General features: G+C 62.9%; 25 protein-coding genes and 1 tRNA gene. 10 read left to right on the forward strand and 16 right to left on the reverse strand.

Annotation, left to right across the window (positions count from 1 at the left end):
• Positions 1 to 18 precede the first annotated feature (18 nt).
• Entirely contained in the window at positions 19 to 840 is an 822-nt protein-coding gene (locus BH682_RS25305; RefSeq protein ID WP_075835480.1) for a tyrosine-protein phosphatase, read from the forward strand.
• Here the strand turns inward: BH682_RS25305 and BH682_RS25310 are convergent.
• Positions 827 to 1,804 (reverse strand): DMT family transporter, encoded by a 978-nt coding sequence (locus BH682_RS25310; protein ID WP_223304612.1) that lies wholly within the window; start codon positions 1,802 to 1,804, stop codon positions 827 to 829. The two genes, BH682_RS25305 and BH682_RS25310, sit on opposite strands and share 14 nt — an antisense overlap.
• A gap of 34 nt (positions 1,805 to 1,838) precedes the next feature.
• Between BH682_RS25310 and BH682_RS25315 the strand changes: the two genes are divergently transcribed.
• Complete coding sequence (locus BH682_RS25315) at positions 1,839 to 2,417, forward strand: TetR/AcrR family transcriptional regulator (protein WP_075834463.1); 579 nt, start codon at positions 1,839 to 1,841, stop codon at positions 2,415 to 2,417.
• A gap of 21 nt (positions 2,418 to 2,438) precedes the next feature.
• Here BH682_RS25315 and BH682_RS25320 read toward each other — a convergent pair whose 3' ends face one another.
• Entirely contained in the window at positions 2,439 to 3,065 is a 627-nt protein-coding gene (locus tag BH682_RS25320) for a TetR/AcrR family transcriptional regulator (protein ID WP_030536574.1), read from the reverse strand.
• Between the two features lie 89 nt (positions 3,066 to 3,154).
• Between BH682_RS25320 and BH682_RS25325 the strand changes: the two genes are divergently transcribed.
• Positions 3,155 to 3,616, forward strand: coding sequence for an SRPBCC family protein (locus BH682_RS25325; RefSeq protein ID WP_003940411.1), 462 nt, complete (start codon positions 3,155 to 3,157; stop codon positions 3,614 to 3,616).
• 2 nt (positions 3,617 to 3,618) lie between these two features.
• On the opposite strand, the gene BH682_RS25330 is transcribed toward BH682_RS25325, so the two are convergent.
• The 3 genes from BH682_RS25330 to BH682_RS25340 all read right to left on the reverse strand — a co-directional run bounded on the left by BH682_RS25330 (position 3,619) and on the right by BH682_RS25340 (position 6,344).
• On the reverse strand, positions 3,619 to 4,266 hold the full coding sequence (locus tag BH682_RS25330; protein WP_007730038.1) for a TetR/AcrR family transcriptional regulator: 648 nt from the start codon (positions 4,264 to 4,266) through the stop codon (positions 3,619 to 3,621).
• A gap of 97 nt (positions 4,267 to 4,363) precedes the next feature.
• Positions 4,364 to 5,125: an SDR family NAD(P)-dependent oxidoreductase gene (locus tag BH682_RS25335; protein WP_003939707.1), complete on the reverse strand. Its 762-nt coding sequence runs from the start codon at positions 5,123 to 5,125 to the stop codon at positions 4,364 to 4,366.
• Positions 5,126 to 5,198: 73 nt separating this feature from the next.
• On the reverse strand, positions 5,199 to 6,344 hold the full coding sequence (locus BH682_RS25340) for an acyl-CoA dehydrogenase family protein (RefSeq protein ID WP_075834465.1): 1,146 nt from the start codon (positions 6,342 to 6,344) through the stop codon (positions 5,199 to 5,201).
• Positions 6,345 to 6,484: 140 nt separating this feature from the next.
• Between BH682_RS25340 and BH682_RS25345 the strand changes: the two genes are divergently transcribed.
• The 3 genes from BH682_RS25345 (at position 6,485) to BH682_RS25355 (ending at position 9,173) form a co-directional block, all read left to right on the forward strand.
• On the forward strand, positions 6,485 to 7,093 hold the full coding sequence (locus tag BH682_RS25345) for a TetR/AcrR family transcriptional regulator (protein WP_030536572.1): 609 nt from the start codon (positions 6,485 to 6,487) through the stop codon (positions 7,091 to 7,093).
• Between the two features lie 26 nt (positions 7,094 to 7,119).
• Positions 7,120 to 7,698 (forward strand): DUF7822 domain-containing protein, encoded by a 579-nt coding sequence (locus BH682_RS25350; RefSeq protein WP_075834467.1) that lies wholly within the window; start codon positions 7,120 to 7,122, stop codon positions 7,696 to 7,698.
• Positions 7,699 to 7,760: 62 nt separating this feature from the next.
• Positions 7,761 to 9,173 (forward strand): FAD-binding oxidoreductase, encoded by a 1,413-nt coding sequence (locus BH682_RS25355; protein ID WP_075835482.1) that lies wholly within the window; start codon positions 7,761 to 7,763, stop codon positions 9,171 to 9,173.
• 8 nt (positions 9,174 to 9,181) lie between these two features.
• Here the strand turns inward: BH682_RS25355 and BH682_RS25360 are convergent, their stop codons facing one another.
• Entirely contained in the window at positions 9,182 to 10,423 is a 1,242-nt protein-coding gene (locus BH682_RS25360; RefSeq protein WP_003940594.1) for an RNA polymerase sigma factor, read from the reverse strand.
• 6 nt (positions 10,424 to 10,429) lie between these two features.
• Positions 10,430 to 10,774, reverse strand: coding sequence for a YciI family protein (locus BH682_RS25365; protein WP_003939718.1), 345 nt, complete (start codon positions 10,772 to 10,774; stop codon positions 10,430 to 10,432).
• Between the two features lie 140 nt (positions 10,775 to 10,914).
• On the opposite strand from BH682_RS25365, the gene BH682_RS25370 reads away from it, so the two are divergent.
• Both BH682_RS25370 and BH682_RS25375 read left to right on the forward strand, forming a co-directional pair.
• The gene (locus BH682_RS25370; RefSeq protein ID WP_003940372.1) at positions 10,915 to 11,391 is read left to right on the forward strand and encodes a DUF309 domain-containing protein; all 477 of its coding nucleotides are present in this window, start codon (positions 10,915 to 10,917) and stop codon (positions 11,389 to 11,391) included.
• Entirely contained in the window at positions 11,391 to 12,029 is a 639-nt protein-coding gene (locus BH682_RS25375) for an LON peptidase substrate-binding domain-containing protein (RefSeq protein ID WP_064073901.1), read from the forward strand. Before BH682_RS25370 ends, BH682_RS25375 begins: the two co-directional genes overlap by 1 nt.
• A 6-nt stretch (positions 12,030 to 12,035) precedes the next feature.
• Here the strand turns inward: BH682_RS25375 and BH682_RS25380 are convergent, their stop codons facing one another.
• From BH682_RS25380 to BH682_RS25395, 4 genes are read right to left on the reverse strand one after another with little or no spacing between them, the layout of a single operon-like run.
• Positions 12,036 to 12,851, reverse strand: coding sequence for a mycofactocin-coupled SDR family oxidoreductase (locus BH682_RS25380; RefSeq protein WP_054188418.1), 816 nt, complete (start codon positions 12,849 to 12,851; stop codon positions 12,036 to 12,038).
• A 58-nt stretch (positions 12,852 to 12,909) separates the two neighbouring features.
• On the reverse strand, positions 12,910 to 13,536 hold the full coding sequence (locus tag BH682_RS25385; RefSeq protein WP_075834469.1) for a LutC/YkgG family protein: 627 nt from the start codon (positions 13,534 to 13,536) through the stop codon (positions 12,910 to 12,912).
• Positions 13,533 to 15,053 (reverse strand): LutB/LldF family L-lactate oxidation iron-sulfur protein, encoded by a 1,521-nt coding sequence (locus tag BH682_RS25390; protein WP_047272064.1) that lies wholly within the window; start codon positions 15,051 to 15,053, stop codon positions 13,533 to 13,535. The genes BH682_RS25385 and BH682_RS25390 overlap by 4 nt, the downstream gene beginning before the upstream one ends.
• Positions 15,050 to 15,799 (reverse strand): (Fe-S)-binding protein, encoded by a 750-nt coding sequence (locus BH682_RS25395; protein WP_075834471.1) that lies wholly within the window; start codon positions 15,797 to 15,799, stop codon positions 15,050 to 15,052. Before BH682_RS25395 ends, BH682_RS25390 begins: the two co-directional genes overlap by 4 nt.
• Positions 15,800 to 15,897: 98 nt before the next feature.
• Between BH682_RS25395 and BH682_RS25400 the strand changes: the two genes are divergently transcribed.
• Together BH682_RS25400 and BH682_RS25405 are read left to right on the forward strand one after the other, a co-directional pair.
• Positions 15,898 to 16,608 (forward strand): FadR/GntR family transcriptional regulator, encoded by a 711-nt coding sequence (locus BH682_RS25400; RefSeq protein ID WP_075834473.1) that lies wholly within the window; start codon positions 15,898 to 15,900, stop codon positions 16,606 to 16,608.
• A gap of 53 nt (positions 16,609 to 16,661) precedes the next feature.
• Positions 16,662 to 16,735: transfer RNA gene (locus BH682_RS25405), tRNA-Met, on the forward strand.
• Positions 16,736 to 16,832: 97 nt separating this feature from the next.
• Here the strand turns inward: BH682_RS25405 and BH682_RS25410 are convergent.
• Genes BH682_RS25410 through BH682_RS25430 form a run of 5 tightly spaced genes read right to left on the reverse strand, consistent with a single transcriptional unit; the run spans position 16,833 to position 21,057 of the window.
• A complete protein-coding gene (locus BH682_RS25410; protein WP_058037937.1) occupies positions 16,833 to 17,459 on the reverse strand; it encodes a TenA family protein in 627 nt (208 codons plus the stop codon).
• A complete protein-coding gene (locus tag BH682_RS25415; protein ID WP_003939869.1) occupies positions 17,456 to 18,208 on the reverse strand; it encodes a glutamine amidotransferase in 753 nt (250 codons plus the stop codon). Before BH682_RS25415 ends, BH682_RS25410 begins: the two co-directional genes overlap by 4 nt.
• A complete protein-coding gene (locus BH682_RS25420) occupies positions 18,201 to 19,292 on the reverse strand; it encodes a phosphotriesterase family protein (RefSeq protein WP_223304580.1) in 1,092 nt (363 codons plus the stop codon). Before BH682_RS25420 ends, BH682_RS25415 begins: the two co-directional genes overlap by 8 nt.
• On the reverse strand, positions 19,247 to 20,290 hold the full coding sequence (locus BH682_RS25425; RefSeq protein ID WP_003939698.1) for an ABC transporter permease: 1,044 nt from the start codon (positions 20,288 to 20,290) through the stop codon (positions 19,247 to 19,249). The genes BH682_RS25420 and BH682_RS25425 overlap by 46 nt, the downstream gene beginning before the upstream one ends.
• Entirely contained in the window at positions 20,287 to 21,057 is a 771-nt protein-coding gene (locus tag BH682_RS25430; RefSeq protein ID WP_003939830.1) for an ATP-binding cassette domain-containing protein, read from the reverse strand. Before BH682_RS25430 ends, BH682_RS25425 begins: the two co-directional genes overlap by 4 nt.

The following is a 21,057-nucleotide window of genomic DNA, read 5'->3' on the forward strand; positions in this document are numbered from 1 at the left end:
ACCCACAAGGAGTCAGCCATGCCAACTCACCCGCTCGATCGCCGCGTTCTCCTGAAGACCGCTCCGAACTTCCGGGAACTCGGTGGCATTCCTGTTGCGGACGGCACCGTCCGCGCGGGCGCGCTCTATCGTTCGGCGACTCTGGCGAAACTCGACGGCGACGACCTTGCCGCGGTCGCCGACTTGGACGTGCGGACGGTATACGACCTGAGGACCGCCGCCGAGCGCGATGGCGCACTCGACAATCTCCCTGACTCGACGCGCACAGTCTGGCTCGACGTACTTGCCGACAATGCCCAAAACGCCGCGGCCACTGGACTACTCATGACGGACCCGGTCGCATACGCCGAGACCATCAGCGATGGACGTGGGATCGCACAGATGGAGGAAGCCAACCGCAACTTCGTCAGCCTGCCGTCCGCTCTCGACGCCTATCGCACGTTCTACCTCGACCTCATCGACGAAAAACGCACCGGGGCAGCACTTTTCCACTGCACCACCGGCAAGGATCGAACCGGGTGGGCCGCGACCTCTTTCCTACTCCTCCTCGGGGCCGACGAAGCCGATGTACGCGCCGACTACCTGGAGACGAACACCGATCTGGCTCCCATGACAGAACCGATCCTCGACTTCGCCGCGAGCAAAGGGGTTGACGCAGAAGTGCTACGACCCCTCCTCGGAGTCCGTGACAGCTATTTCGACGCAGCTCTCGACGAAATGCGCACGCACTTCGGCACCGTCGAGGACTACGCAATCAACGGACTGAAGCTCACCGCAGAGCAACTCACCGCGCTCCGCGAGCGGTTCACATCCCGATCGGCCTTCATCAGCGCGACGTGATCGAAGCTCTCGGCGGGCAGGAATCCGTGCCCTCGTCCTGCTTCTTCGGGCGATTGCCCACCCGGGTGACCACGACGACGGCGACGATGCCCACCGCCAAGCCGAGCGCGGTGAACGGAGTGAAGGATTCTCCGAACATCAGTGCGCCCCAGACCGCGGTGACGGGGGCGATCAGGAACATCAGGGTGTTGACGGACGTGATGCCGATGCGGCGGAGCAACAGCCAGTACAGCCCGTAACCACCGAACGTGGACAGCACGACTAACCAGAGCAATGCGATCCAGAATGTGTTGACGCTTGGTGGTACGGCGACACCTGAGGCCACCGCCAGTGTCGTGAAAACTATTGCGCTGGTGGAGCAGTGGATGGCCAGAGCCTGCAGAGGTGGCGTGGACGTGTGAGCGCGTTGTTGGACGAAGGTGGATGCAACCAGGCTGAGCATCCCCAGGAACGGAATCGCGTACGCCCACCACGGCGCCGATGTACCGGCCCCGGCATCGGCTGCCGTGACCATCGCGACGCCGCCCAGTCCGATCGCCAACCCGATCCACTGCATACGCGGGACTGCGACACCGAGGACCGGACCGAGCAGCGCGGCAGCCACCAGCGGCTGAATACCGTCGATCAGCGCAGTTGTTCCGGTGTTCACGCCGAGATCGACTGCCCAGTACACCGACAACAGGTAGCCACTCTGGGAGAGCATCCCGATCACCACCTGCCTGCCGAGAGCCCGTGGTGTCGGCATCGTGTTCTGGCGCCGGGCGGAGAACCAGACAATCGGGAGCAGTACCACCGCGAGCGGGAGAAAACGCCACATCAGCAGCGTGGGGACCCCGGCACTGCCGGCGCCTAGTTTGGCTCCGATGAATCCCGAACTCCAGCACGCGACGAACAGGACCGACAAGGTAGCCGTCACGGCAGATCTCGAGGTCACGATCCGAGGTATACCGATCTGTTTACTCATGAGCCCGACTATACAGATCGGTATACTTTTGTCCATGGCAGAGGAATCCACACCCGAATTGACTCCGAAAGCGCGTCGCATTCTGGAGTCTGCGTCGAAGCTGTTCTACGAAAAGGGGATTCATGCCGTAGGCGTGGATACCGTCGCACTGGACGCCGGGGTCACGAAGAAGACTTTGTACGAACGGTTCGGCTCGAAAGACGGTCTCGTCGTTGAATACCTGAGGGCTCGAGATCGGCGGTGGCGAATCTTTCGCGACGAGAAGCTCGCATCAGCCGGAGCTAGCCGCGCCGAACAGTTGAGTGCGGTATTCGACGCTTCCGCCTCCTGGTCCAAGGCGAGCGGAGGCAAAGGGTGCAGCATGATCAACGCGCACGCCGAGTTCAGCGATCACTCACATCCGGTGTTCGCTGTCATCGCCGAACAAAAGCGGGAGATGTCAGACCTTTTCCGGCGCATTCTGGCGACGGACGGACTAGCCGACGAACGTCTCGTCGAGGCAATCATGCTGCTTCACGAAGGTGCCCTCGTCGCAGACGGGATCGGTATCGGCACCAACCCCTTCGGTGCCGGCCGGAACGCAGCGCTCGAATTGCTCAAAAATTCAGACTGATTCGCGCAGTTGCCCCCACAGTCACTCCCCCACCCGCTTCGCCCCCACCATGCGCCTCGCTATCTCCAAATACCTCTCCACCAACTCGTCCGGAGACAACTCACCGTCCGGTCGGTACCAGACCGCGACGGCGACGCACATCGTCACCACGGCTCTGCTGGCGTCCTCGGGATGGTCGGCCTCGAACACTCCCGAAGCGACGCCGTCGAGGACGATCCGGTCCACCTGCTTCTGCTGTTCGTCGCGCTGGGCGATGTAACCAGCCCGGCTGTCGGGCTCCATGCTGCGGATCTCGGAGGAGGCGACGAACGACTGCTCGCGTCGAAACATGTGGAACCGCAACAGAGATTCGATCACCGCGTCGAAGCGATCGGAGGGATCGTCCCCGGCATCGAGTTCGGCGGCGCGGCTTCGCTCCAACAACTCCGTCATCACAACGGTCGCCAGACCGATCAGCAGAGCCTGCTTGGACGGGTAGTGGTGGTAGAGCCCCGGCACCGACAGCCCGGACCGCGACGCGACGTCACGGATCGAAGTCCCGTGATAGCCCTGCTCGACGAACGCCTCCAACGCCGCAGCGAGCGGTTTCGGTAGTCCCAGGTCTTCGTAATCGCGCCAGGACCCGCGTACCGGAAGCTCGTTCGTCATACCGATACCGTAGATCGCTCTTGCGCCGCCGCCGAACACGTCGGAGCCATTGGTTAGAGTCGGTGTTCACCGAAAGACAGGGACCAGTCATGATCCATGTTCGCCACACCGCGGTTGCTGCCGTGCCGGTTGATGTCGCCTTCGACTACATCGACAACTACCGCAATGTCCCGACGTGGATGTTCGGTGTTTCCGAGTTCACCCCGTTCGGAGAGTTCGATCAGGGACTCGGCGCCACGTTCGACGCGGCCATGCAGATCGGGCCGAGCACGTTGCGCTCCAAACTCGAGGTCACCGAGTGGGAGAAGAATCGGATCATCAAGCTGTCCTCGCTCGGCGGTGTATCCAACTCGTCCACGTGGGAGTTCGCCGCGATCGACGATTCCAAGACCGAGCTTTCCGTCGACTTCGCCTACAAACTGCCCGGCGGCATTGCCGGCAAGGCACTCGGCCGATTGATCGGGCCGTTCGTCGAAAACGCTGTCAAGAACAGCGAGGAAACACTGCGCCACAGCCTCGAGGAGCAGTTCGCGGCCCGCGGCGAAGGTTGAAACTACCCGCGGTCGCCTTCGAGTCCCAGCGCGTTGGCCCACACCTGAGTAGCCGTCTTGACGACGTCCTCGAACGGGACGGGGTTGCCGTCGGCGCCAGGTTCCTCGGAGACGAATGAACTGTAGGCAAGACGGCTCACCATCGCCGACAGTGCTCGGGAAGCCAACAGCGGGTCCAACGAGGCGTCTGCCTTGCCAGCTGCTTGCAAGCGTTCGATGGCTCGGGCATTACGAGAAATGAAGGTCTCGGCTCGGTCCCGACGCAGTTTCGCGAAGGCCGGATCGATGTGCGATACCTGCTCGAGCAGACCCATCAGTTTGGCGTTGCGGCGAAAAGCCGTCAGGTAGGCACGGTTGCTCGATTCGAGGACCGCATACGGATTGTCGACGTCGCGGACCCGTCCCATGCCTGGGTGCAGCATGTCTTCCTGCGCGACGTCGAGAACTGCGGCGAAGATCTGCTCTTTGTTGTCGAAGTAGGTGTAGAACGTGCCGGTGGAGCAGTTCGCTTCCTTCGTGATGTCCGTGAGACGGGCGTCGAGATACCCTGCGCGCTCGAACACCGTTCGAGCCGCTGCGACCAGAGAAGCCCTGGTCCGGACGCCGCGGGCAGTCACCGGCAGGTCACGCAGAAGCTCCGTCGCAGCCATGGATGGTGGCGGACGGTCTTCCCAGTTCTCCTGAGGTTCGGCGCGAGAGGTCACCAGCTACTTATACGGCAAAGCCGGCGACATCTCGGCATCGGCGTCAGGTGATGGTGATTCCTCCGTCGACGGCGATGGTCTGACCGGTGACGTATCCGCCGGCCTCGGACGCGAGCCACACCATGGTGGCCGCGAGCTCTTCCGGATCGCCCATGCGGCCGAGGATCAGGCGCGGAGCCATCGCGTCCAAGTAACCGTCGTTGTATTGGTCCGTCATTTCCGACTTGAAGAAGCCGGGCGCGATCGCGTTGACGCGAATGCCCTTGCGCGTTCCCCACTGCTGTGCGAGGTCGCGGGTCAATCCGACGACGCCTGCCTTGCTCGCCGCATAGGCGGCCTGCGGGAGTCCGGCGGTCGTCAATCCGAGAATGCTCGAGATGTTGACGATGGAGCTGCCCGGGAGCATGACGCGGCCGCAGGCCTGCGCTGCCCAGTAGGACCCATTGAGGTTGATGTCGATGACGGCGCGGAACTGGTCCGGGGTCTCGCGGGTCGCCGGAACGGCAGTTCCGACGCCGGCATTGTTGACCAGCACGTCCACGCGGCCGAACTTCTCCATCGCGGCGTCGACCATGTTCTGAGCCTGAGCCGGATCGACGATGTCGGTGGCCACGCACAATGCTTCGCGGCCTGCGTCACGCACGAGCTTGGCCGTGTCTTCGAGCTTGTCGACGCGGCGAGCAGCGAGGACGACGTCCGCGCCGGCCTCTGCTGCGGCTTTCGCAAACGCCACCCCGAGGCCCGACGACGCACCGGTCACGATGACCACTCGATCGGTCAGAGAGAACTTGTCGAGAACAGACATGCGCGGTGATGCTCCTGTGTCGTCGGGTTCGGGAAGTGGCGGTTGCAGTGACGTATCGACTGCAGTTGCGAAATTACAGGCCGAGATCGCGGCCGATGAGTTCCTTCATGATCTCGTTGGATCCGGCCCAGATCTTGGTGACGCGGGCGTCCATCCACGCGCGAGCGGCGCGGTACTCGGTCATGAAGCCGTAGCCACCGTGCAACTGAACGCAGTGATCGAGGACCTCGTTCTGCACCTGCGCGGTCCACCACTTAGCCTTGGCGGCGTCGATGGCGGTCAGCTCGCCGGCAGCGTGTGCCGCGACGCAGTTGTCGACGTAGGCCTGGGTGACCTCGATGCGGGTGACGAGATCCGCGAGAAGGAATTTGTTCCACTGCAACGAGCCGATCGACTGACCGAAAGCCTTGCGGTCCTTGGCATATTGCAGCGTCTCTTCGAGGATCGGAGCGGCGTGCGCGATGTTGGACACCGCAGCGCCGACGCGCTCCTGCGGCAGCATTTCCATCATGTGGATGAAGCCGCGGTCGATCTCACCGATGATGTTGGTGGACGGCACGCGAACGTTCTCGAAGAACAGTTCGGCGGTATCGGACTCGTGCTGGCCGACCTTGTCGAGCTTGCGTCCGCGCTCGAAGCCTTCCATGCCGGTCTCGACGGCAAAGAGGGTGATGCCCTTGGACTTCTTCTCGGGACTGGTCCGAGCCGCCACGATCACGAGGTCGGCGTTGTAGCCGTTGGTGATGAAGGTCTTGGAGCCGTTGATGATCCAGTCGTCGCCGTCCTTGACCGCAGTGGTCTTGAGCGAGGCGAGGTCGGATCCACCGGAAGGCTCGGTCATGCCGATGGCCGTCAGCATCTCACCGGTGCAGAACTTGGGCAGCCAACGCTGCTTCTGCTCTTCGGTGGTGAGCTGAACGAGGTAGGGAGCAACGACGTCGGCGTGAATGCCGAAGCTCGAGGCAACAGCTGCACTGGCGCGCGAGAGCTCTTCGGCCAGAACCGCGTTGAAGCGGTAGTCGCCGGCTTCGCTTCCGCCGTACGCCTCCGGAACCTCGAGTCCGAGGAAGCCGTTGCGTCCCGCTTCGAGCCAGATTTCACGATCGATGAAGCGCTGGTCGATCAGCTTCTCTGCGACCGGAAGGATGTTCCGGTTGACGAATTCGCGAGCAGATTCGCGAAATGCCTCGTGATCGGGTCCGTACAGAGTGCGACGCATGACGAGTTGCTTCCTTTCGGCGTGGCAAAGCCACACGTAACGATGTTCCTAAGCATTCGCTTAGAATCTAAGCACCTGCTTATAGTGAATCGAGAGCGGGATATTGTCAACATCGAAATCCGTCACACCTGGAGGAAACCGTGAGCGATTCACCTGACGTGGTGATCAGCCCCTCCAAAGCTGCGGCCCGTATCCGCGCGGCAGCCGTGGACGCTTTTGCCTCCGCGGGCTACGGCGGCACCACCACCCGTGACATCGCCGCGCGACTCGACATGAGTCCCGCCGCCATGTACCCGCACTACCGCTCGAAAGAAGAACTGCTTTTCGCGATCAGCTTCGAAGGCCACACCGAAGCGTTGAAGGTGGTCGAGGGCGCCGACCGACCTGGTGAAGAACCGTCCGTTCGTTTGCAGGAACTGATCAGCACCTTCGCCAGTTGGCAGGCCGGGCACCACTCACTCGCTCGCGTCGTCCAGTACGAACTCACTGCCCTCACACCAGAGCACTACCGAACCGTCGTCGCGCTTCGCCGCAGCACGACGCGGGTGGTCCGGGAGGTTGTCGATGCCGGCGTGCAGTCGGGCGATTTCACGATCCCCGATGCCGAAGGCGTCACCCTCGCCTTGATGTCCCTGTGCGTCGACGTGTGCCGCTGGTTCCCGGCCGGCAACTACACGAATCCGGAAGACATCGGAAAACTGTACGGAGACCTGGCATTGAGGATGGTGGGCGCCGCCCGAATCAGGTGACGCCGACCGCAGAAAGGACTCGGCCAGTGGCCAACCGCACCTATCTCTACTCGACCCCTGTTGCCCCGCATGAGAATCCGGCGGCCGCTCGCACCCGTGGACTCAAAGGAATCTCGGAGTGGTCGTATGCGATACCGCTGGTCCCCCGGATCCTTGTGTCCGTGAATCCGCTCCCCCGCCAGTCGATCATCTGGGACGACACCCCCGACCTGATCGCGGTCACCGCGCCCTGTGGTCCTGGTATCGCCCGGCTCGAAGACTTCCTCGGCCGCATCGATCACCCCACACTCGGCACGATGGCCGGCGATGCGCTGCGTTTCCTGCACAGCCACACCGAACCCGACCACTACTTCGTCCTCGAGTGCGGCGAGATCTTCGACATGGACGACGAACCGTTCGCCGAACAGGGCACGGCCCTGATGACCGGTTTGGCGGACATCGACGCCGAGATGGAAGCGGCGCTGGCCACACTCGCACCCGCCAAGCCGCGCTTCTGGGAGCGACTGTTCACGCCGACTCAGGAGAGCGTCGAGGAACCGCTACGCGAGCTCGGCCTCGGCTACTGGTCCGAGACCCTGTACTTCGATCTCGACGTCCCTCGATAGGAGCACCGGCGCAACCAAAGGTTTCAGACCGGGTGGTCCGCAAACAGGTACCCTCGGATTTCGTGTCCGACTACGCCACCGCTCTGCCAACCGCTGCGTCCACCGTCCTCGGCGGTTGGGGTCGCACAGCCCGAACTACCTCGCATGTCGTTTCGACTCCTGATGTAGAGGCGATCGCGAAAGCCGTCGCCCGCGTCGCAGACGACAACGCGGACAAGCCGTTGCACCTCCGACGTGGAGTCATCGCTCGTGGTCTGGGCCGGTCTTACGGAGACAACGCGCAGAACACCGGCGGCTTGGTCATCGACATGACCGCCTTCCGTCGAATTCACAAGATCGATGCCGAGTCCCGTCTCGTGGAGATGGACGCGGGAGTCTCTCTCGATCAGCTGATGCGCGCGGCACTACCGTTCGGCCTCTGGGTCCCGGTTCTCCCCGGAACGCGCCAGGTAACCATCGGCGGAGCGATCGCCTGCGATATTCACGGCAAGAACCACCACACCGAGGGCAGCTTCGGAAATCATGTCCGCTCGATGAATCTGCTCACTGCTGACGGCAGTATCCGAACCTTGGAGCCGCATGGCCCGACATCCGAGCTCTTCTGGGCTACCGTCGGCGGGATCGGACTGACCGGGATCATCCTGCGCGTCACCCTCGAGATGACGCCGACCGAAACGGCGTATTTCGCCAACGACGGCGCTCTGACCGCGAGTCTTGATGAAACCGTCGCTTTTCACAGCGACGGCAGCGAAGCCGACTACACGTATTCGAGCGCCTGGTTCGATGCAGTCAGTGCGCCGCCGAAGCTCGGCCGGGCCTCGATCACGCGTGGTTCGTTGGCGACCGTCGACCAGCTTCCGCTGAAATTGCAGAAGAATCCGTTGAAATTCGATGCGCCACAACTGTTCACGACACCGGATGTTTTCCCCAACGGCTTGATGAACAAGCTTTCGGCGTCAGCGATCGGCGAGTTCTACTACCGCACCGGCGGCAACTACGTCGGGAAGGTGCAGAACCTGACGCAGTTCTACCATCCGCTCGACCTCATCGGTGAGTGGAACCGTGCCTACGGGTCCAAGGGATTCCTGCAATACCAGTTCGTGGTGCCCGTCGACGCGGTGGACGAATTCAAGAGCATCATCCGCGATATCCAGCGTTCGGGACACTACTCAGCTCTCAACGTCTTCAAACTTTTCGGCGAGGGAAACGCAGCGCCACTGAGCTTTCCGATGTTCGGGTGGAACGTCGCCTTCGACTTCCCGATCAAGTCCGGCCTGGGTGAGTTCGTCGCCTCCCTCGACAAACGGGTACTCGAATTCGGCGGTCGCCTCTACACCGCCAAGGACTCTCGGACTACCGCAGCAAGCTTCCACTCGATGTATCCGCGAATCGACGAGTGGATCCTGATACGCAGAAATATCGATCCGACAGGTGTTTTCGTGTCCGACATGGCCCGAAGACTCGAATTGGTCTGAGGCGCCGATCAGTCGGAGATCTCACCCAACCGACGCTCCAGGTAGGCCCGCTCCGGTTCCGTACCAACGAGTTTCAGAGCTTGTCGGTACGCGGATGCCGCTGCGTCGGTGCGCCCCAACCGAGCAAGTAGTTCGGCTCGTGCAAGGTGATACGGATGGTAGTCGGCAAGTTTGGGCTCCGCTGCCAGTTCCTCCAGCGCAGTCAGCCCGACTTCCTCGCCGTCGCGCATCGCCAACGCTACTGCCCGATTGACGGCCACGACCGGCGACGGAGTCAGCGTGAGGAGCACTCCGTAGAGAGCGCAGATCTGTGGCCAGTCGGTGCTCTCCACATCGGCGGCCTCGTCGTGCAATGCGGCGATGGCGGCCTGCACCCCGTACGGCCCCGGCGCTCCCCCGGTCAACGCGACTACGACGAGGTCGCTGCCTTCCTCGATCATCGGCTGGTCCCAACACCCGCGATCCTGGTCTTCGAGGAGCACGATCCCGCCGGCGGCGTCAGTACGGGCATCCCGACGCGCGTGGACGAGAAGCATCAATGCAAGCAATCCGGCGATCTCGCGCTCATCGGGAAGCAATGCGCGCAAGATCCTCGCCAGCCTGATCGCCTCCACCGCCAGGTCTACGCGTTGCAGATCCGGACCCGAACTCGCTGCGTACCCCTCGGTGAACACCGAGTAGATCACCTGCAGAACACCGGGCAAACGTTCCGGGAGTTCTTCGGCGCTGGGAGTGCGGAAGGGAATCCGAGCCTGACGGATTTTCTTCTTCGCGCGCACGATCCGCTGCGCCATCGTCGCCGAAGGAACGAGGAAGGCACGAGCGACTTCGGGCGTCGTCAACCCGCCGAGACAACGCAAGGTGAGTGCGATTCGGTCGTCCTCGGCCAGCGCTGGGTGCGAGCAGGTGAAGAACAGCTGCAACCGCTCGTCGGGAAGTTCTCCGTCGACCGTGGGCGGCGCCGGGTCGGCACGATCGGCGTCCACCTGCATCACCGCCAATCGCGCCGCATAGGCCTGATCACGACGAAGCCTGTCGACGGCTTTACGACGCGCCGTGGTCAGCAGCCAGGCGCCGGGTTTAGCCGGCACTCCGTCCACGGGCCAGTGCACCAACGCGGCCTCGACGGCTTCGGAGGTGACTTCCTCGGCCAGATCCAGATCACCGAAGCGGCGGACGAGCGAGGCCAAGAGTCGTCCGCGTTCCTCCCGGAACACTGACTCGATGGAGTTCTCGGCCTGCTCGTCCACGGCGAATCAGTCCCCGAACCCGGCCAGTGGACGCACCTCGACGCTGCCGCCGTCGCGCGCGCCGGGGCACCGCGCGGCCCATGAAAGCGCCGCATCCAGATCGGGAACGTCAATGACGTCGTAGCCGCCGAGGATTTCACGGGTTTCTGCGAAGGGACCGTCGGTGACGGTCTTTTCTCCGGACTGCGAGACCCGAACCGTCGTCGTTGTCGTCAGGTCGGCGAGGGCATCGCCGGACACCCAAATCCCGGCATCCTTCATTTCCTTGTCGTATTGCTGCCAGTCCTCGAACGTGCACTGGGGTTCGGTGTCTCCGCCGGGTGCGGTGTAGATGAGCAACATGTACTTCATGACTGACTCCTTGGTCTGTTGTTTTTCTTGCGGCTTTCTTGCCTTACAACATGACGACGAACGGTTCTCCCCGGAATCGACAGGCGACTCGAAAAAACTTTTGGCGGGTTCGTCCGAGGTGCTGCCGTTAGGCTGAGTGTATGACCGAACGCGACCGGGACGCCGCTGGGAAACCCCTCAATTCGCGGCCCCGTGACGGACTCGGACGTCCACTGCCACGCGACGCAGCGGGCGGTGTCCCGCGCATTCCGGACGATGTACGCCTGCCACCAGACGAGTCGATCACCGAGGCGCAGCGCCTCCTCGACCACGGCATGCCTTTCCACGCACACGAGATTCTCGAAGGAACGTGGAAAAGCGCGCCGCCCGAGGAACGTGACCTGTGGCAGGGACTGGCTCAGTTGGCCGTCGGGCTCACCCATCTGCTTCGGGGCAACAACACCGGCGCCGTCTCACTCCTCGGCCAGGGTCACGACCGCATCAGGCACTACGAGGTCGAGAGTCCGCACGGCCTCGATATCCCCGGTCTACTGACGTGGTCCGAGCACCTGCTCGCCGAAATCGATCGCCCCGGCGATTTCCCCGCCCCTCCGATTCCGAGGTTGAGAATCCCCTGATGCCCATCTTCCCCATGTTTCCGCTCGGCTCCGCTTTGCTACCGGGTGAGGTGTTGCCCCTGAACATCTTCGAACCTCGGTATCGCGCACTGGTCGAGAACGTTCTCGAAGCTGCCGACGGCCCACTGTTCGGAGTAGTGCTCATCGCTCGTGGCCACGAGGTCGGTGGCGGCGAATCACGTCACGACGTCGGCACTCTGGCTCGGATCGAGTCTCATGTCGCCATGGGTGCCGGGCGGTATCAGTTGTATTGCCGGACCGAAGACCGCATCCGGGTCAATCGATGGCTGCCGGACGATCCCTACCCACTTGCCGAGGTCGAATTGTGGCCTGACGAGAACAACGGAACACCAGTCACTGCTTACGAATACGACTCGCTCCTCGAGCGCATCGAGTTCATGTACGGAATGTTGGGAAAGCTCGCACTTCGGGCCGGCGAACAGACTCCGCGAATGCCCGTCCCACCGGATCCCTTGGATCCGCTGGGTTCTCGGCTGTATGCCCTCGCCAGGAGCATTCCGATGGGTGACGCCGATCGCCTGGCGATTTTGACCGCGCCAGGCGCCGACGAACGTATTCGCGCACTCTCGGAGGCAGTCGAGAACACCATCGAGGTCGCGCAGTTCAATCTCCTCTGAGCGCAACTACGCCATCGTCTGACCCATGTCGATGACGATCTTCGTCCCGGTGACCGCGCGGGAGAGGTCCGTCGCGAGGTAGACGACGGCGTTGGAGATGTCCTCGACGGTGGTGCGCGGGACGGACGTGAGCGGCCACTTGTACGAGTTCATGTACTCCGGATGAGTAGTGAGTACCTTACCGACGTTGGGATCGTTGCCCATCTCGGTCTCCACCGCGCCAGGGTGGATGCTGTTGACTCGAATGTCGAAGCTTCCCAATTCCGTTGCAGCAGTACGAGCCAAACCCACGAGGCCGTGCTTGGCCGCCGAGTAGTGCGCGCAGCCGGGCGCTTCGGCGACGCCGGCAGCACTGCTCACAATCACGATGGAACCACCGTTGCCGGCTTCGATCATTGCAGGAACCGCAGCTGTCATCGTGCGCCAGACACCATTGAGATTGATGTCCACCAGCGTCGACCACTGTTCTTCAGGCATCTCCCAGAAACGGTTCCACGTAGCGATGCCCGCATTGGCAATCACGACGTCGAGGCGACCGAACTTGTCGACGCCCGACGCCACCGCCGCCCGCAGCGCCTCGAGGTCACGGACGTCCGCTACAGCGGTGACGATCTCGCGCCCCTCCGCTCGCACGAGACGAGCCGTTTCGTCGAGGTCGGCTTCAGTCGCGGCCGCGTAACCCACGTCTTCGGACACCGACGCGCACACGTCGACAGCGATGACGTCTGCACCTTCCTGCGCGAGTCGAATCGCGTGATTGCGCCCCTGACCCCGCGCTGCACCGGTGATGAAAACGACCTTGCCTGCCAACAGTTGTGTCATGGCCGGGACGTTAGACGCTGATGTGGCCCGCTGCCTCCGAGTTCCCGCTCGACGGGAATCAACCGTCGACGATGACGACGTGAAGATTCCTCGGACCATGGACACCTTCGACGCGCTCGAGTTCGATGTCGGAGGTCGCCGACGGGCCGCTGATCATGGTGGTGGGGCGCTCCGGTGTCAGCTTCGCAATCGCCTCCGGCACTCCCACTTCCACACTGCTGCGATACACGACGCAGATGTGTGTGTCCGGTACCAGTGTCAACGCACGGCGTCCCTGTGATGGACCGGCGTCGAGGAAGATGGTGCCGGTTTCGGCGCACGCTACCTTCGAGCCGGTGACAACGGCGTCGAGGTTCTCGAGTTCAGGAGCCGGTACGTCCGGGCTGTCCACCACCAGCGTTCCGTCGAATCCGGCCACCCATGATCGGTCGAGGCCGGCGGGGATCCCCAGAGTGTGTAGTCCGCGCCCTTTCAGTATTCCGGCGACGGCCTCGGCGATTTCTGTTGCAGCGCAATGGTGAACGTGCGCCTTGTAGTCCACCAGACGGTCGACAAACAAATCGATGAGTTCCTCGTCGGACATGGTTCTGCCAGTCCGGTAGTTTCGCGGTATCTCGCCTTCGCGGGCGGGCGCCAAGGTGATGGCATCACGAATGCGTCCGAGCACCACTTCACGTGAATTCATCTGTCCGCCTTCCCGTCACGACGAGCCTCGTCCAATGCCGCGCGGCCTTCGTCGGAGTCCCACCAGGATCGGAAGGTCTGCTTGGGCGGTGCGGGAATGTCTCTGGCAGCTGTCCAACCGTTCAATGGAGGTGGCAACGTAGAGATCTTCCCTTTCCTGCCGGCCACGACGCGTCCGAGCCCGGCAGCTTTCTGAGCCAACGTCCACCGGCCCTCGGTCGACATCGCCAGAGAGGCGGCTTTCATCGCCAAAGACTCTGCCGTGACACCGGATTGCTCGACCTTCTGGTGCCGCAATTCGACGAGCAGCGAGGGTATGTCGATCTTGACCGGGCAGGCGTCGAAGCACGCACCGCACAGACTCGAGGCAAAGGGAAGCGTCGAGTTGGGATCGTCTTTGCCATGCATGCCCGCGAGCTGCGGAGTCAGCACCGCGCCGATCGGTCCCGGATAGGTCGATCCGTAGGCGTGACCGCCGGTGCGCTCGTAGACCGGGCACACGTTCAGACACGCCGAGCACCGTATGCAGCTCAGGGCTTCCCTCCCGATCTTGTCGGCAAGCGCGGCAGTCCGACCGTTGTCGAGGAGGACCAGGTGGAACTCCTGTGGACCGTCGTCGGGCGTGACGCCGGTCCACATGGAGGTGTACGGGTTCATCCGCTCCCCCGTCGAGGACCGCGGCAGCAGTTGCAGGAAGACCTCCAGATCCTGATACGTCGGCAGAATCTTCTCGATGCCCATCACGGTGATCAGTGTTTTCGGCAGCGTCAGGCACATTCGCCCGTTGCCCTCCGACTCCACGACGGTCAGAGTGCCCGTGTCCGCGATGCCGAAATTGGCGCCGGAGACGGCGACCGGCGTCGTCATGAACTTGTGGCGCAGAAACTTTCGTGCAGCAGCGGCAAGTTCGGCCGGGTTCTCCCCGAGGTTGGGGTCGACATCTGGCATCTCACGAAGGAATATCTCCCGAATCTCGGACCTGTTGCGATGGATCGCGGGAACCAGGATGTGCGACGGTTTGTCGTGGCCGAGTTGGACGATCAATTCCGCGAGATCGGTCTCGTAGGCGGTGATTCCGTGGGCTTCGAGATGCTCGTTGAGACCGATCTCCTGCGTGGCCATCGACTTGACCTTGATGACCTCGTCGGAGCCGGTGGCTTTGACAAGTTCGGTCACAATGGCGTTGGCCTCGTTGGCATCCGCCGCCCAATGCACATGCCCACCGCGCGCGATGACTGCAGCCTCGAACTGTTCGAGCAGTTCCGGCAACCGCGCCATGACGTCGGCCTTGATCGCCGAACCCGCGTCACGCAGCTCTTCCCAATCGGGCAGCTCTCCAGTCACGTTGATGCGCTTGGCACGGATGGTGTGCGTCGCCTTGCCGATATTGCGTCGCAGTTGCGCGTTGGCCAGCTCGTGATGTGCTGCGACGGGGAATTTCTCAGTACCTCGCAGGAACCCTGCACCCTCGGGCGACCTCGGCGGGAAGCTGGGCAGACCCAGCGTCACAGCGCTCATGCGTGCACCCGGCTTTCCACCGACGCCAGAATCTCCGCGAGGTGAATGGTCTTGGCGCCCATCTGCAGTCGCGACATACCGCCGCCGATGTGCATGAGGCAGGACGAGTCTCCGGCGCTGCAGAATTCGGCGCCGGTGTCCGCAACGTGGCGAATCTTGTCCGCCAGCATGGCCGTCGAAGTCTCCGCATTCTTGATGGCGAAGGTGCCGCCGAATCCACAGCAGGAATCTGCTTCGGGGAGTTCGACCAGATCGATGTCGCGGACGTTGCGCAGCAACTGAAGTGGCTTGTCCCCCACCCTCAACATGCGCAGTGAGTGACAGGTCGGGTGATAGGTGACTCGGTGCGGGAAGTACGCGCCCACATCGGTGACCCCGAGAACGTCCACGAGGAATTCGGAAAGCTCGTACGTCTTTGCCTTCACGGTCTGCACCTGTACACACAGCGACGCGGTGCCGTAGCGCTCGGCGACGATCTCGTGTTGATGACGGACCGAGCCGACGCACGACCCCGATGGTGCGACAACGGCGTCGATCGACGCATCACCGAAGGTATCGGCGTAGTTCGCGACCAGCGGTAGTGCGCCCGGCTGATAGCCGGTATTGACGTGCATCTGCCCGCAGCAGGTCTGCCCGGACGGAAACACGACGTCGTGCCCGAGACGGGTGAGCAGGAGGGCGGTGGCCTTGACGGCGTCGGGAAACATCGTGTCCCCGATGCAGGTGGCGAACAGCGCTACTCGCATGTGGTTCCCCGCAATCTGTCGGTGTGGTCTGACCACAGTAATACATCCCCGTACAGGCCACCCCATAAACGGCGTCCACCCGGTTATGCTCTTGCCTCATGCCGACCGAGCCGAGCCCGCGAGCGTGGGAACAAGTACTGAGCCACCTCGAACGTCGGCTCGTTTCAGGCGAGGTGTCTCCTGGCCAGCGCCTGCCGGGAGAGAGAATTCTGGCAGCAGAGTTGGGCGTCGGACGGTCATCGGTCCGAGAAGCGTTGCGGGTCATGGAAGCACTCGGCCTCCTCAAGGCGCAGACTGGCTCCGGCCCGACGTCCGGCGCGATGATCGTAGCCAAACCGACCGGCGGTATGACCATGCTGATGCGGATGCACGTTGCAGCACAAGGCTTTCCGGTCTCGGATGTGGTGAAGACACGACTCGTTCTCGAATCCGAGGTGATGCAATCCCTGGCATCGCGGACTCCGACGCCCGACCTCCGCGCGGCCGTCGAACTGCTCGACTCGATGGAGGACGCAGCTCTCTCGGCCGAGGAATTCTTGCTACTCGACGCACAGTTCCACGTGGCGCTCGCCGACGCGGCGGGCAATCAGGTGATCGCAGCCATGATGACCGGCCTGCGCGAGTCCATCGAGGCCTACGTTCTCGCGGGCGTCCAGATCGACAGCTGGCCGAGCACCTGCATGCGACTGCGTGACGAACACCGAGGATTGGTGGATGCGGTCAACGCGGGTGACGGCGAACTCGCACGTCAGCGCATAGTCGGACACATCCGCGGTTACTACTCGGAAAGCGCGCACTCCAGCCGGTGACAGGGGGTGGTAATTGCGCCTCCAGAAGTCGTGTACTGTTGGTTTCACACCGACGCGGGGTGGAGCAGCTCGGTAGCTCGCTGGGCTCATAACCCAGAGGTCGCAGGTTCAAATCCTGTCCCCGCTACAAAGAAGAGGCCCGTAGGTTGCGAAAGCGACCTACGGGCCTTTTGCTGTGCGCCTTTATTAACCGCCGGGGGTTAATAAAGGCGCACAGCAGTGGTTCACACCACCACGTTGTGAAAATCGATCTCTGCGACCAGCATGCCCGAGAACCACCGATCCAGGTCCTCGTCGGTGACGGACTCGGGCATGGCGTCCACTTCGCACGCCAGCACTGCCACCTGAGACACGAACGGCGGAGCGACATGCATGTCCACCCAGTCCTGCAACGCTGGTTCGCGATCTACCTTCACTGCCGCCGCCTCCCGGCACCACGACAGATACAGGGTTTCCGCGGCGTACATGCCCACCAGCGCCGCCGCCCTGCCCTCTTCGCGAGCGAGAGTCAAGGCGTGCGTCGACAGCACGGCCGACTCCTCGACCAGCGCCGCTGCGTCCCCCTCGTACGGGAAGCGGGAACGCAACTGCGCGAAATACTCGCGCTGCTCGCCCACCAGGTTCGACATCGACGTCACGTGGTCGAGCGCGTCGTCGAGCGTCGGGGATTCGGCGACCACCAACCCCAACACCTTGACGGCCGTCAGTACAAATGCCTCTTCGATCACGAGGTACCGGCGGAATCCCTCATCACTCAACGTCCCGCCGATGGTGTCCTCGATGAATGGAACCGCCCGCGCGGCAGCGAGATTACTCTGCTGCCGCGCGAGCAGGTCTGAGGAGCGACTCATTCGCCGGCGACCCAACTGATCAAGCCGTCGAACAGGTCGGTGTATCCGGGCCACTGCTCACAGAACTCCGGCGGAGCCCAGTGCGGCGAGCAGTCCGAGGTGAAGACGATCGACCGTCCGGCGCCGTATTCACCGGCAGCGACAAGCGGATCGCCGTTGATGGTGGCGGGAACCACGGCACCGTCCTTCGCGACGACGCGGTTGTATCCCAGGAGCGCCGGCCAGGAATCGCCGGCACCACCGAGAGCCGGGTGAGCAGCATCGACGACGGTGGGAACGATCCCAGCCGGTGTCTCGACGCGATCGTCTTCGGCCAGCATCGTCACGGGCAGTACCTCGGCGATCGCGGTCTGGCGGAAAGCTGCTCGCGCCTGGAATCCGGAGAACGAGAGGTAGCCACCGATCATCATCAGTGAGCCGCCGGCGTTCACCCAGTCACGTAGCGCGACAAGACGATCCTCGCCGGCGCGGAACTGGTCGAACACGCCGGGAGCCAGCTGCAGCGAGTTCGCTCCGATGTCGGAGAGAACGACGACGTCGAACTGGGACAACGCTTCTGCGGTACCGGGGAACTGCGTCGGCACCAGGTGTGCGGGCATGTGTGTCACGTCGTGGCCACGTGAGGTGAGCGCATCCCGAAGCGGACCGACTCCCTCGACGTAGGAATGGACACTGAACTCGTCGACGCCCTTGACGTGCGTCGACGTCGTCATCCAGCTCTCGCCGGCGATCAGTACTCGTTTACCCATGACTGCTTCTGTTTCCTTTCGCGGCCTGCTCGAAGAGCGACCTCGGGTTGTCTCGCATCAATGCGGACACTTGCTGGGGATCTACGCCTGCGCGCACCAATCGGGCGGCGAAGGCGAGTGGTACGTAGGAGAATCCGTTTCCGCCGTGCTTTCTGAGCATTGATTTGAGGAAGAGGTCGTGACTGAGCAGGAGCTGTGATGCGTGACCGGAGGTGACCAATCCGGCTACCGCAGTGGCTGTTTCCGCCGGATGTGGAGAAAGACCCTCGCCGGGGAAATCGAAAGGCATCCCGATCATGTCGAACTCGAGAAAGACACCGCGGTCGGCGAGCGATCGTTGGTAGTCGGCGTCGTGTCCGGACGGGTCCATGTGGCACAGGACCACTGCTTGCGGATCGACGCCCATCTCGTCGACCACGATGTCGACGACGTGATGTCCCACGCGCTGCCAGCCCGGAAGGTGGACGAACAGGGGCACGTCCACCTCGCGCTGAGCGATGCACGCCGCACGCAAGGCCTTCGCCTCGTTCTGAGTGAAGAGCGGAGAGATACCGATCTCCCCGATCACTCCCGGAGCCAATTCCTTTGCCGGATCGAACTCCGCGACGAGCGAGCCCGCCAGATCGTCGACACCGAGTTCGTGAACCTCGACCGGATGGGTCGTCTCGAGGTACCAGCCAGAACCCATGATCACTCGCACGTCTGACGTGCGCGAGAACTCCCCCAGCTTCTCCGGCGCCCGGCCCAGTCCCGGCGGCGTCAGATCGACGATCGTCCGACCACCGAGGCGGGCGAAGTCCGCAAGGTCTTCCACCACGGCCGCTGCGTCGTCGACTCGACAATTGTCGAGACTGTAGTACGGATTGTCGTGAAGAAGCCAGGCATCCTCGGCGCGTACCGGACCGGCCAACCGCTGCGCCACAACCGGATCCGGGGCCTCGGTGTACGCACCGGTGACGTCGTTGTGCAGATGTTCGTGTGGGAGAACCAGTCCGAGTTCCGAGCTGTCCACGGTTCCCGTGACAGTACGAACCTTGCTCATGAGCGTGCAGGCCCCGAGGGTGCGGACTGCAGGTGTCGCCACAGCGCGCTCAGTGTATGTCCGCGCATGTTGATCCAGATGGCCAGTAGCAGAACGACACCGGTGATGATCGGCGTCAGGAACGGGCTCACGCCGAGCAGGGTCAATCCGTTGGCGATGATTCCGGTCAGGACGGCGCCGATGACGGTACCGATCACGGTGCCGCGACCGCCGAAGAGATTGGTGCCACCGAGAACCACCGCGGTGATCACGGTGAGCTCGAATCCCGTTGCGGAGTTGGCCGAACCCGAGCCCAGTCGAGCCGCGATCAGCAGTCCCGCGATACCGGCAGCCAAGCCGGTGAAGACGAGCGTCATCATGAGCACACGACGCGTGTTGACGCCGGACCGTCGCACGGATTCGACGTTGGAGCCGATACCGGTGACATAGCGCCCGAAGCGCATGCGGTTGAGCGCAATTGCTCCGATGACCACGACGACGAGAGCAATCCAGGCGCTGGCGGAGAACCCGAGGAACTCAGCAGTTCCGAGCTTCGCGAAGTAAGTGTCGGCCGGAACCGGAACGGAGAATCCTTCGGTCCGATACAGCGCGATACCGCGAATGACGGACATCGTCGCCAGAGTCACGATGAACGGCGGAATGCCCTGATAGGCAGCGAGCCATCCGTTGACCAGGCCCCAGGCCGCACCCATCACCGGGGCGGCGACGAAGACCAGGGACGAATCGACGCCGGCCTGGATAAGCTCGGCACTCATCGCCGCGACGAACGCGACGATCGCACCGACGGACAGGTCGATCTGACCTGCCGTGATCACGAAAGTCATCGCCACCGCGATGATCAGAACCGGAGCGATCTGGGTTGCCAGGTTCGACAGGTTCGTAAATGTCAGGAACGACGACGTGGTCGCCGAGAAGACGGCTGCGACAGCAACTGTCACCGCCAGCATCGCGAGGGTGGGCTTGTTGACGCTGTCCCACAAGGAGGGTTTCGCGGCGAGCTTGCGCTCGATCGGCGCCTGAGTCTTCTCGAGAGTGGTCATGCCGTGGCTCCCTGTGTTGCTGCCGATGTCCGTTGCGGCACCGGAGTTCGAGTGATGAGTCCGACGAGGGACTCGATGTTGAGGTCGCCGATCGGAACGTCGTCGACACTCTGCCCCTCGTACATGACCGTGATTCGGTCACACACGCGGAACAGGTCCTGCAGGCGGTGTGTCACGAGAATGACGCCCACGCCGGCCGCTGCGACGTCCGTGATCAGCTTGAGCACCGACTCGACCTCGGCGACGGCAAGCGCTGCGGTGGGCTCGTCGAGGATCAGTACGTCTGGGCGGAAGGAGACTGCGCGGGCGATCGCGACGGTTTGCCGCTGTCCGCCGGACAGTTGCCCGATCTCCTGGTAGGTCGACTTCACCTTGACATGCAGGTCGGCGAGAATGTGAGCCGCCTTCTCGTGCATGGCATGCCGGTCGAGGAAGGGACCTTTTCGCGGTTCTCTGCCGAGGAACAGGTTGCTGGCGACATCCAGCGTGTCGCACAGAGCCAGATCCTGGTAGACGATTCCGATCTTCTTCTGCTGGGCGTCGAGAGGCGTCGAAAAGCGCACTGGTTCACCGTTGACGCGCATTTCGCCGCCGTCGTGCTGAACCGCACCGGCGAGAATCTTCATCAGAGTGGACTTACCGGCGCCGTTGTCGCCGACCACTCCGAGTACTTCACCCTTCGCCAGCCGAAGGTCCACTCCTTGAAGGGACTTCACCGGTCCGTACGACTTGGTGATGCCCGAGAGTTCGATCAGTGGAGGTGCCAT

Source organism: Rhodococcus sp. YL-1, assembly GCF_001942025.1.
In the GTDB taxonomy this organism is placed as follows: domain Bacteria; phylum Actinomycetota; class Actinomycetes; order Mycobacteriales; family Mycobacteriaceae; genus Rhodococcus_F; species Rhodococcus_F qingshengii.

Bases quoted from the DNA above. Each gene is read 5' to 3' on its own strand.
- BH682_RS25305 (WP_075835480.1), top strand. From the start codon at position 19: ATGCCAACTCACCCGCTCGATCGCCGCGTTCTCCTGAAGACCGCTCCG.
- BH682_RS25310 (WP_223304612.1), bottom strand. From the start codon at position 1,804: ATGAGTAAACAGATCGGTATACCTCGGATCGTGACCTCGAGATCTGCC.
- BH682_RS25315 (WP_075834463.1), top strand. From the start codon at position 1,839: ATGGCAGAGGAATCCACACCCGAATTGACTCCGAAAGCGCGTCGCATT.
- BH682_RS25320 (WP_030536574.1), bottom strand. From the start codon at position 3,065: ATGACGAACGAGCTTCCGGTACGCGGGTCCTGGCGCGATTACGAAGAC.
- BH682_RS25325 (WP_003940411.1), top strand. From the start codon at position 3,155: ATGATCCATGTTCGCCACACCGCGGTTGCTGCCGTGCCGGTTGATGTC.
- BH682_RS25330 (WP_007730038.1), bottom strand. From the start codon at position 4,266: ATGGCTGCGACGGAGCTTCTGCGTGACCTGCCGGTGACTGCCCGCGGC.
- BH682_RS25335 (WP_003939707.1), bottom strand. From the start codon at position 5,125: ATGTCTGTTCTCGACAAGTTCTCTCTGACCGATCGAGTGGTCATCGTG.
- BH682_RS25340 (WP_075834465.1), bottom strand. From the start codon at position 6,344: ATGCGTCGCACTCTGTACGGACCCGATCACGAGGCATTTCGCGAATCT.
- BH682_RS25365 (WP_003939718.1), bottom strand. From the start codon at position 10,774: ATGAAGTACATGTTGCTCATCTACACCGCACCCGGCGGAGACACCGAA.
- BH682_RS25370 (WP_003940372.1), top strand. From the start codon at position 10,915: ATGACCGAACGCGACCGGGACGCCGCTGGGAAACCCCTCAATTCGCGG.
- BH682_RS25375 (WP_064073901.1), top strand. From the start codon at position 11,391: ATGCCCATCTTCCCCATGTTTCCGCTCGGCTCCGCTTTGCTACCGGGT.
- BH682_RS25380 (WP_054188418.1), bottom strand. From the start codon at position 12,851: ATGACACAACTGTTGGCAGGCAAGGTCGTTTTCATCACCGGTGCAGCG.
- BH682_RS25385 (WP_075834469.1), bottom strand. From the start codon at position 13,536: ATGAATTCACGTGAAGTGGTGCTCGGACGCATTCGTGATGCCATCACC.
- BH682_RS25390 (WP_047272064.1), bottom strand. From the start codon at position 15,053: ATGAGCGCTGTGACGCTGGGTCTGCCCAGCTTCCCGCCGAGGTCGCCC.
- BH682_RS25395 (WP_075834471.1), bottom strand. From the start codon at position 15,799: ATGCGAGTAGCGCTGTTCGCCACCTGCATCGGGGACACGATGTTTCCC.
- BH682_RS25400 (WP_075834473.1), top strand. From the start codon at position 15,898: ATGCCGACCGAGCCGAGCCCGCGAGCGTGGGAACAAGTACTGAGCCAC.
- BH682_RS25410 (WP_058037937.1), bottom strand. From the start codon at position 17,459: ATGAGTCGCTCCTCAGACCTGCTCGCGCGGCAGCAGAGTAATCTCGCT.
- BH682_RS25415 (WP_003939869.1), bottom strand. From the start codon at position 18,208: ATGGGTAAACGAGTACTGATCGCCGGCGAGAGCTGGATGACGACGTCG.
- BH682_RS25425 (WP_003939698.1), bottom strand. From the start codon at position 20,290: ATGACCACTCTCGAGAAGACTCAGGCGCCGATCGAGCGCAAGCTCGCC.
- BH682_RS25430 (WP_003939830.1), bottom strand. From the start codon at position 21,057: ATGGCACCTCCACTGATCGAACTCTCGGGCATCACCAAGTCGTACGGA.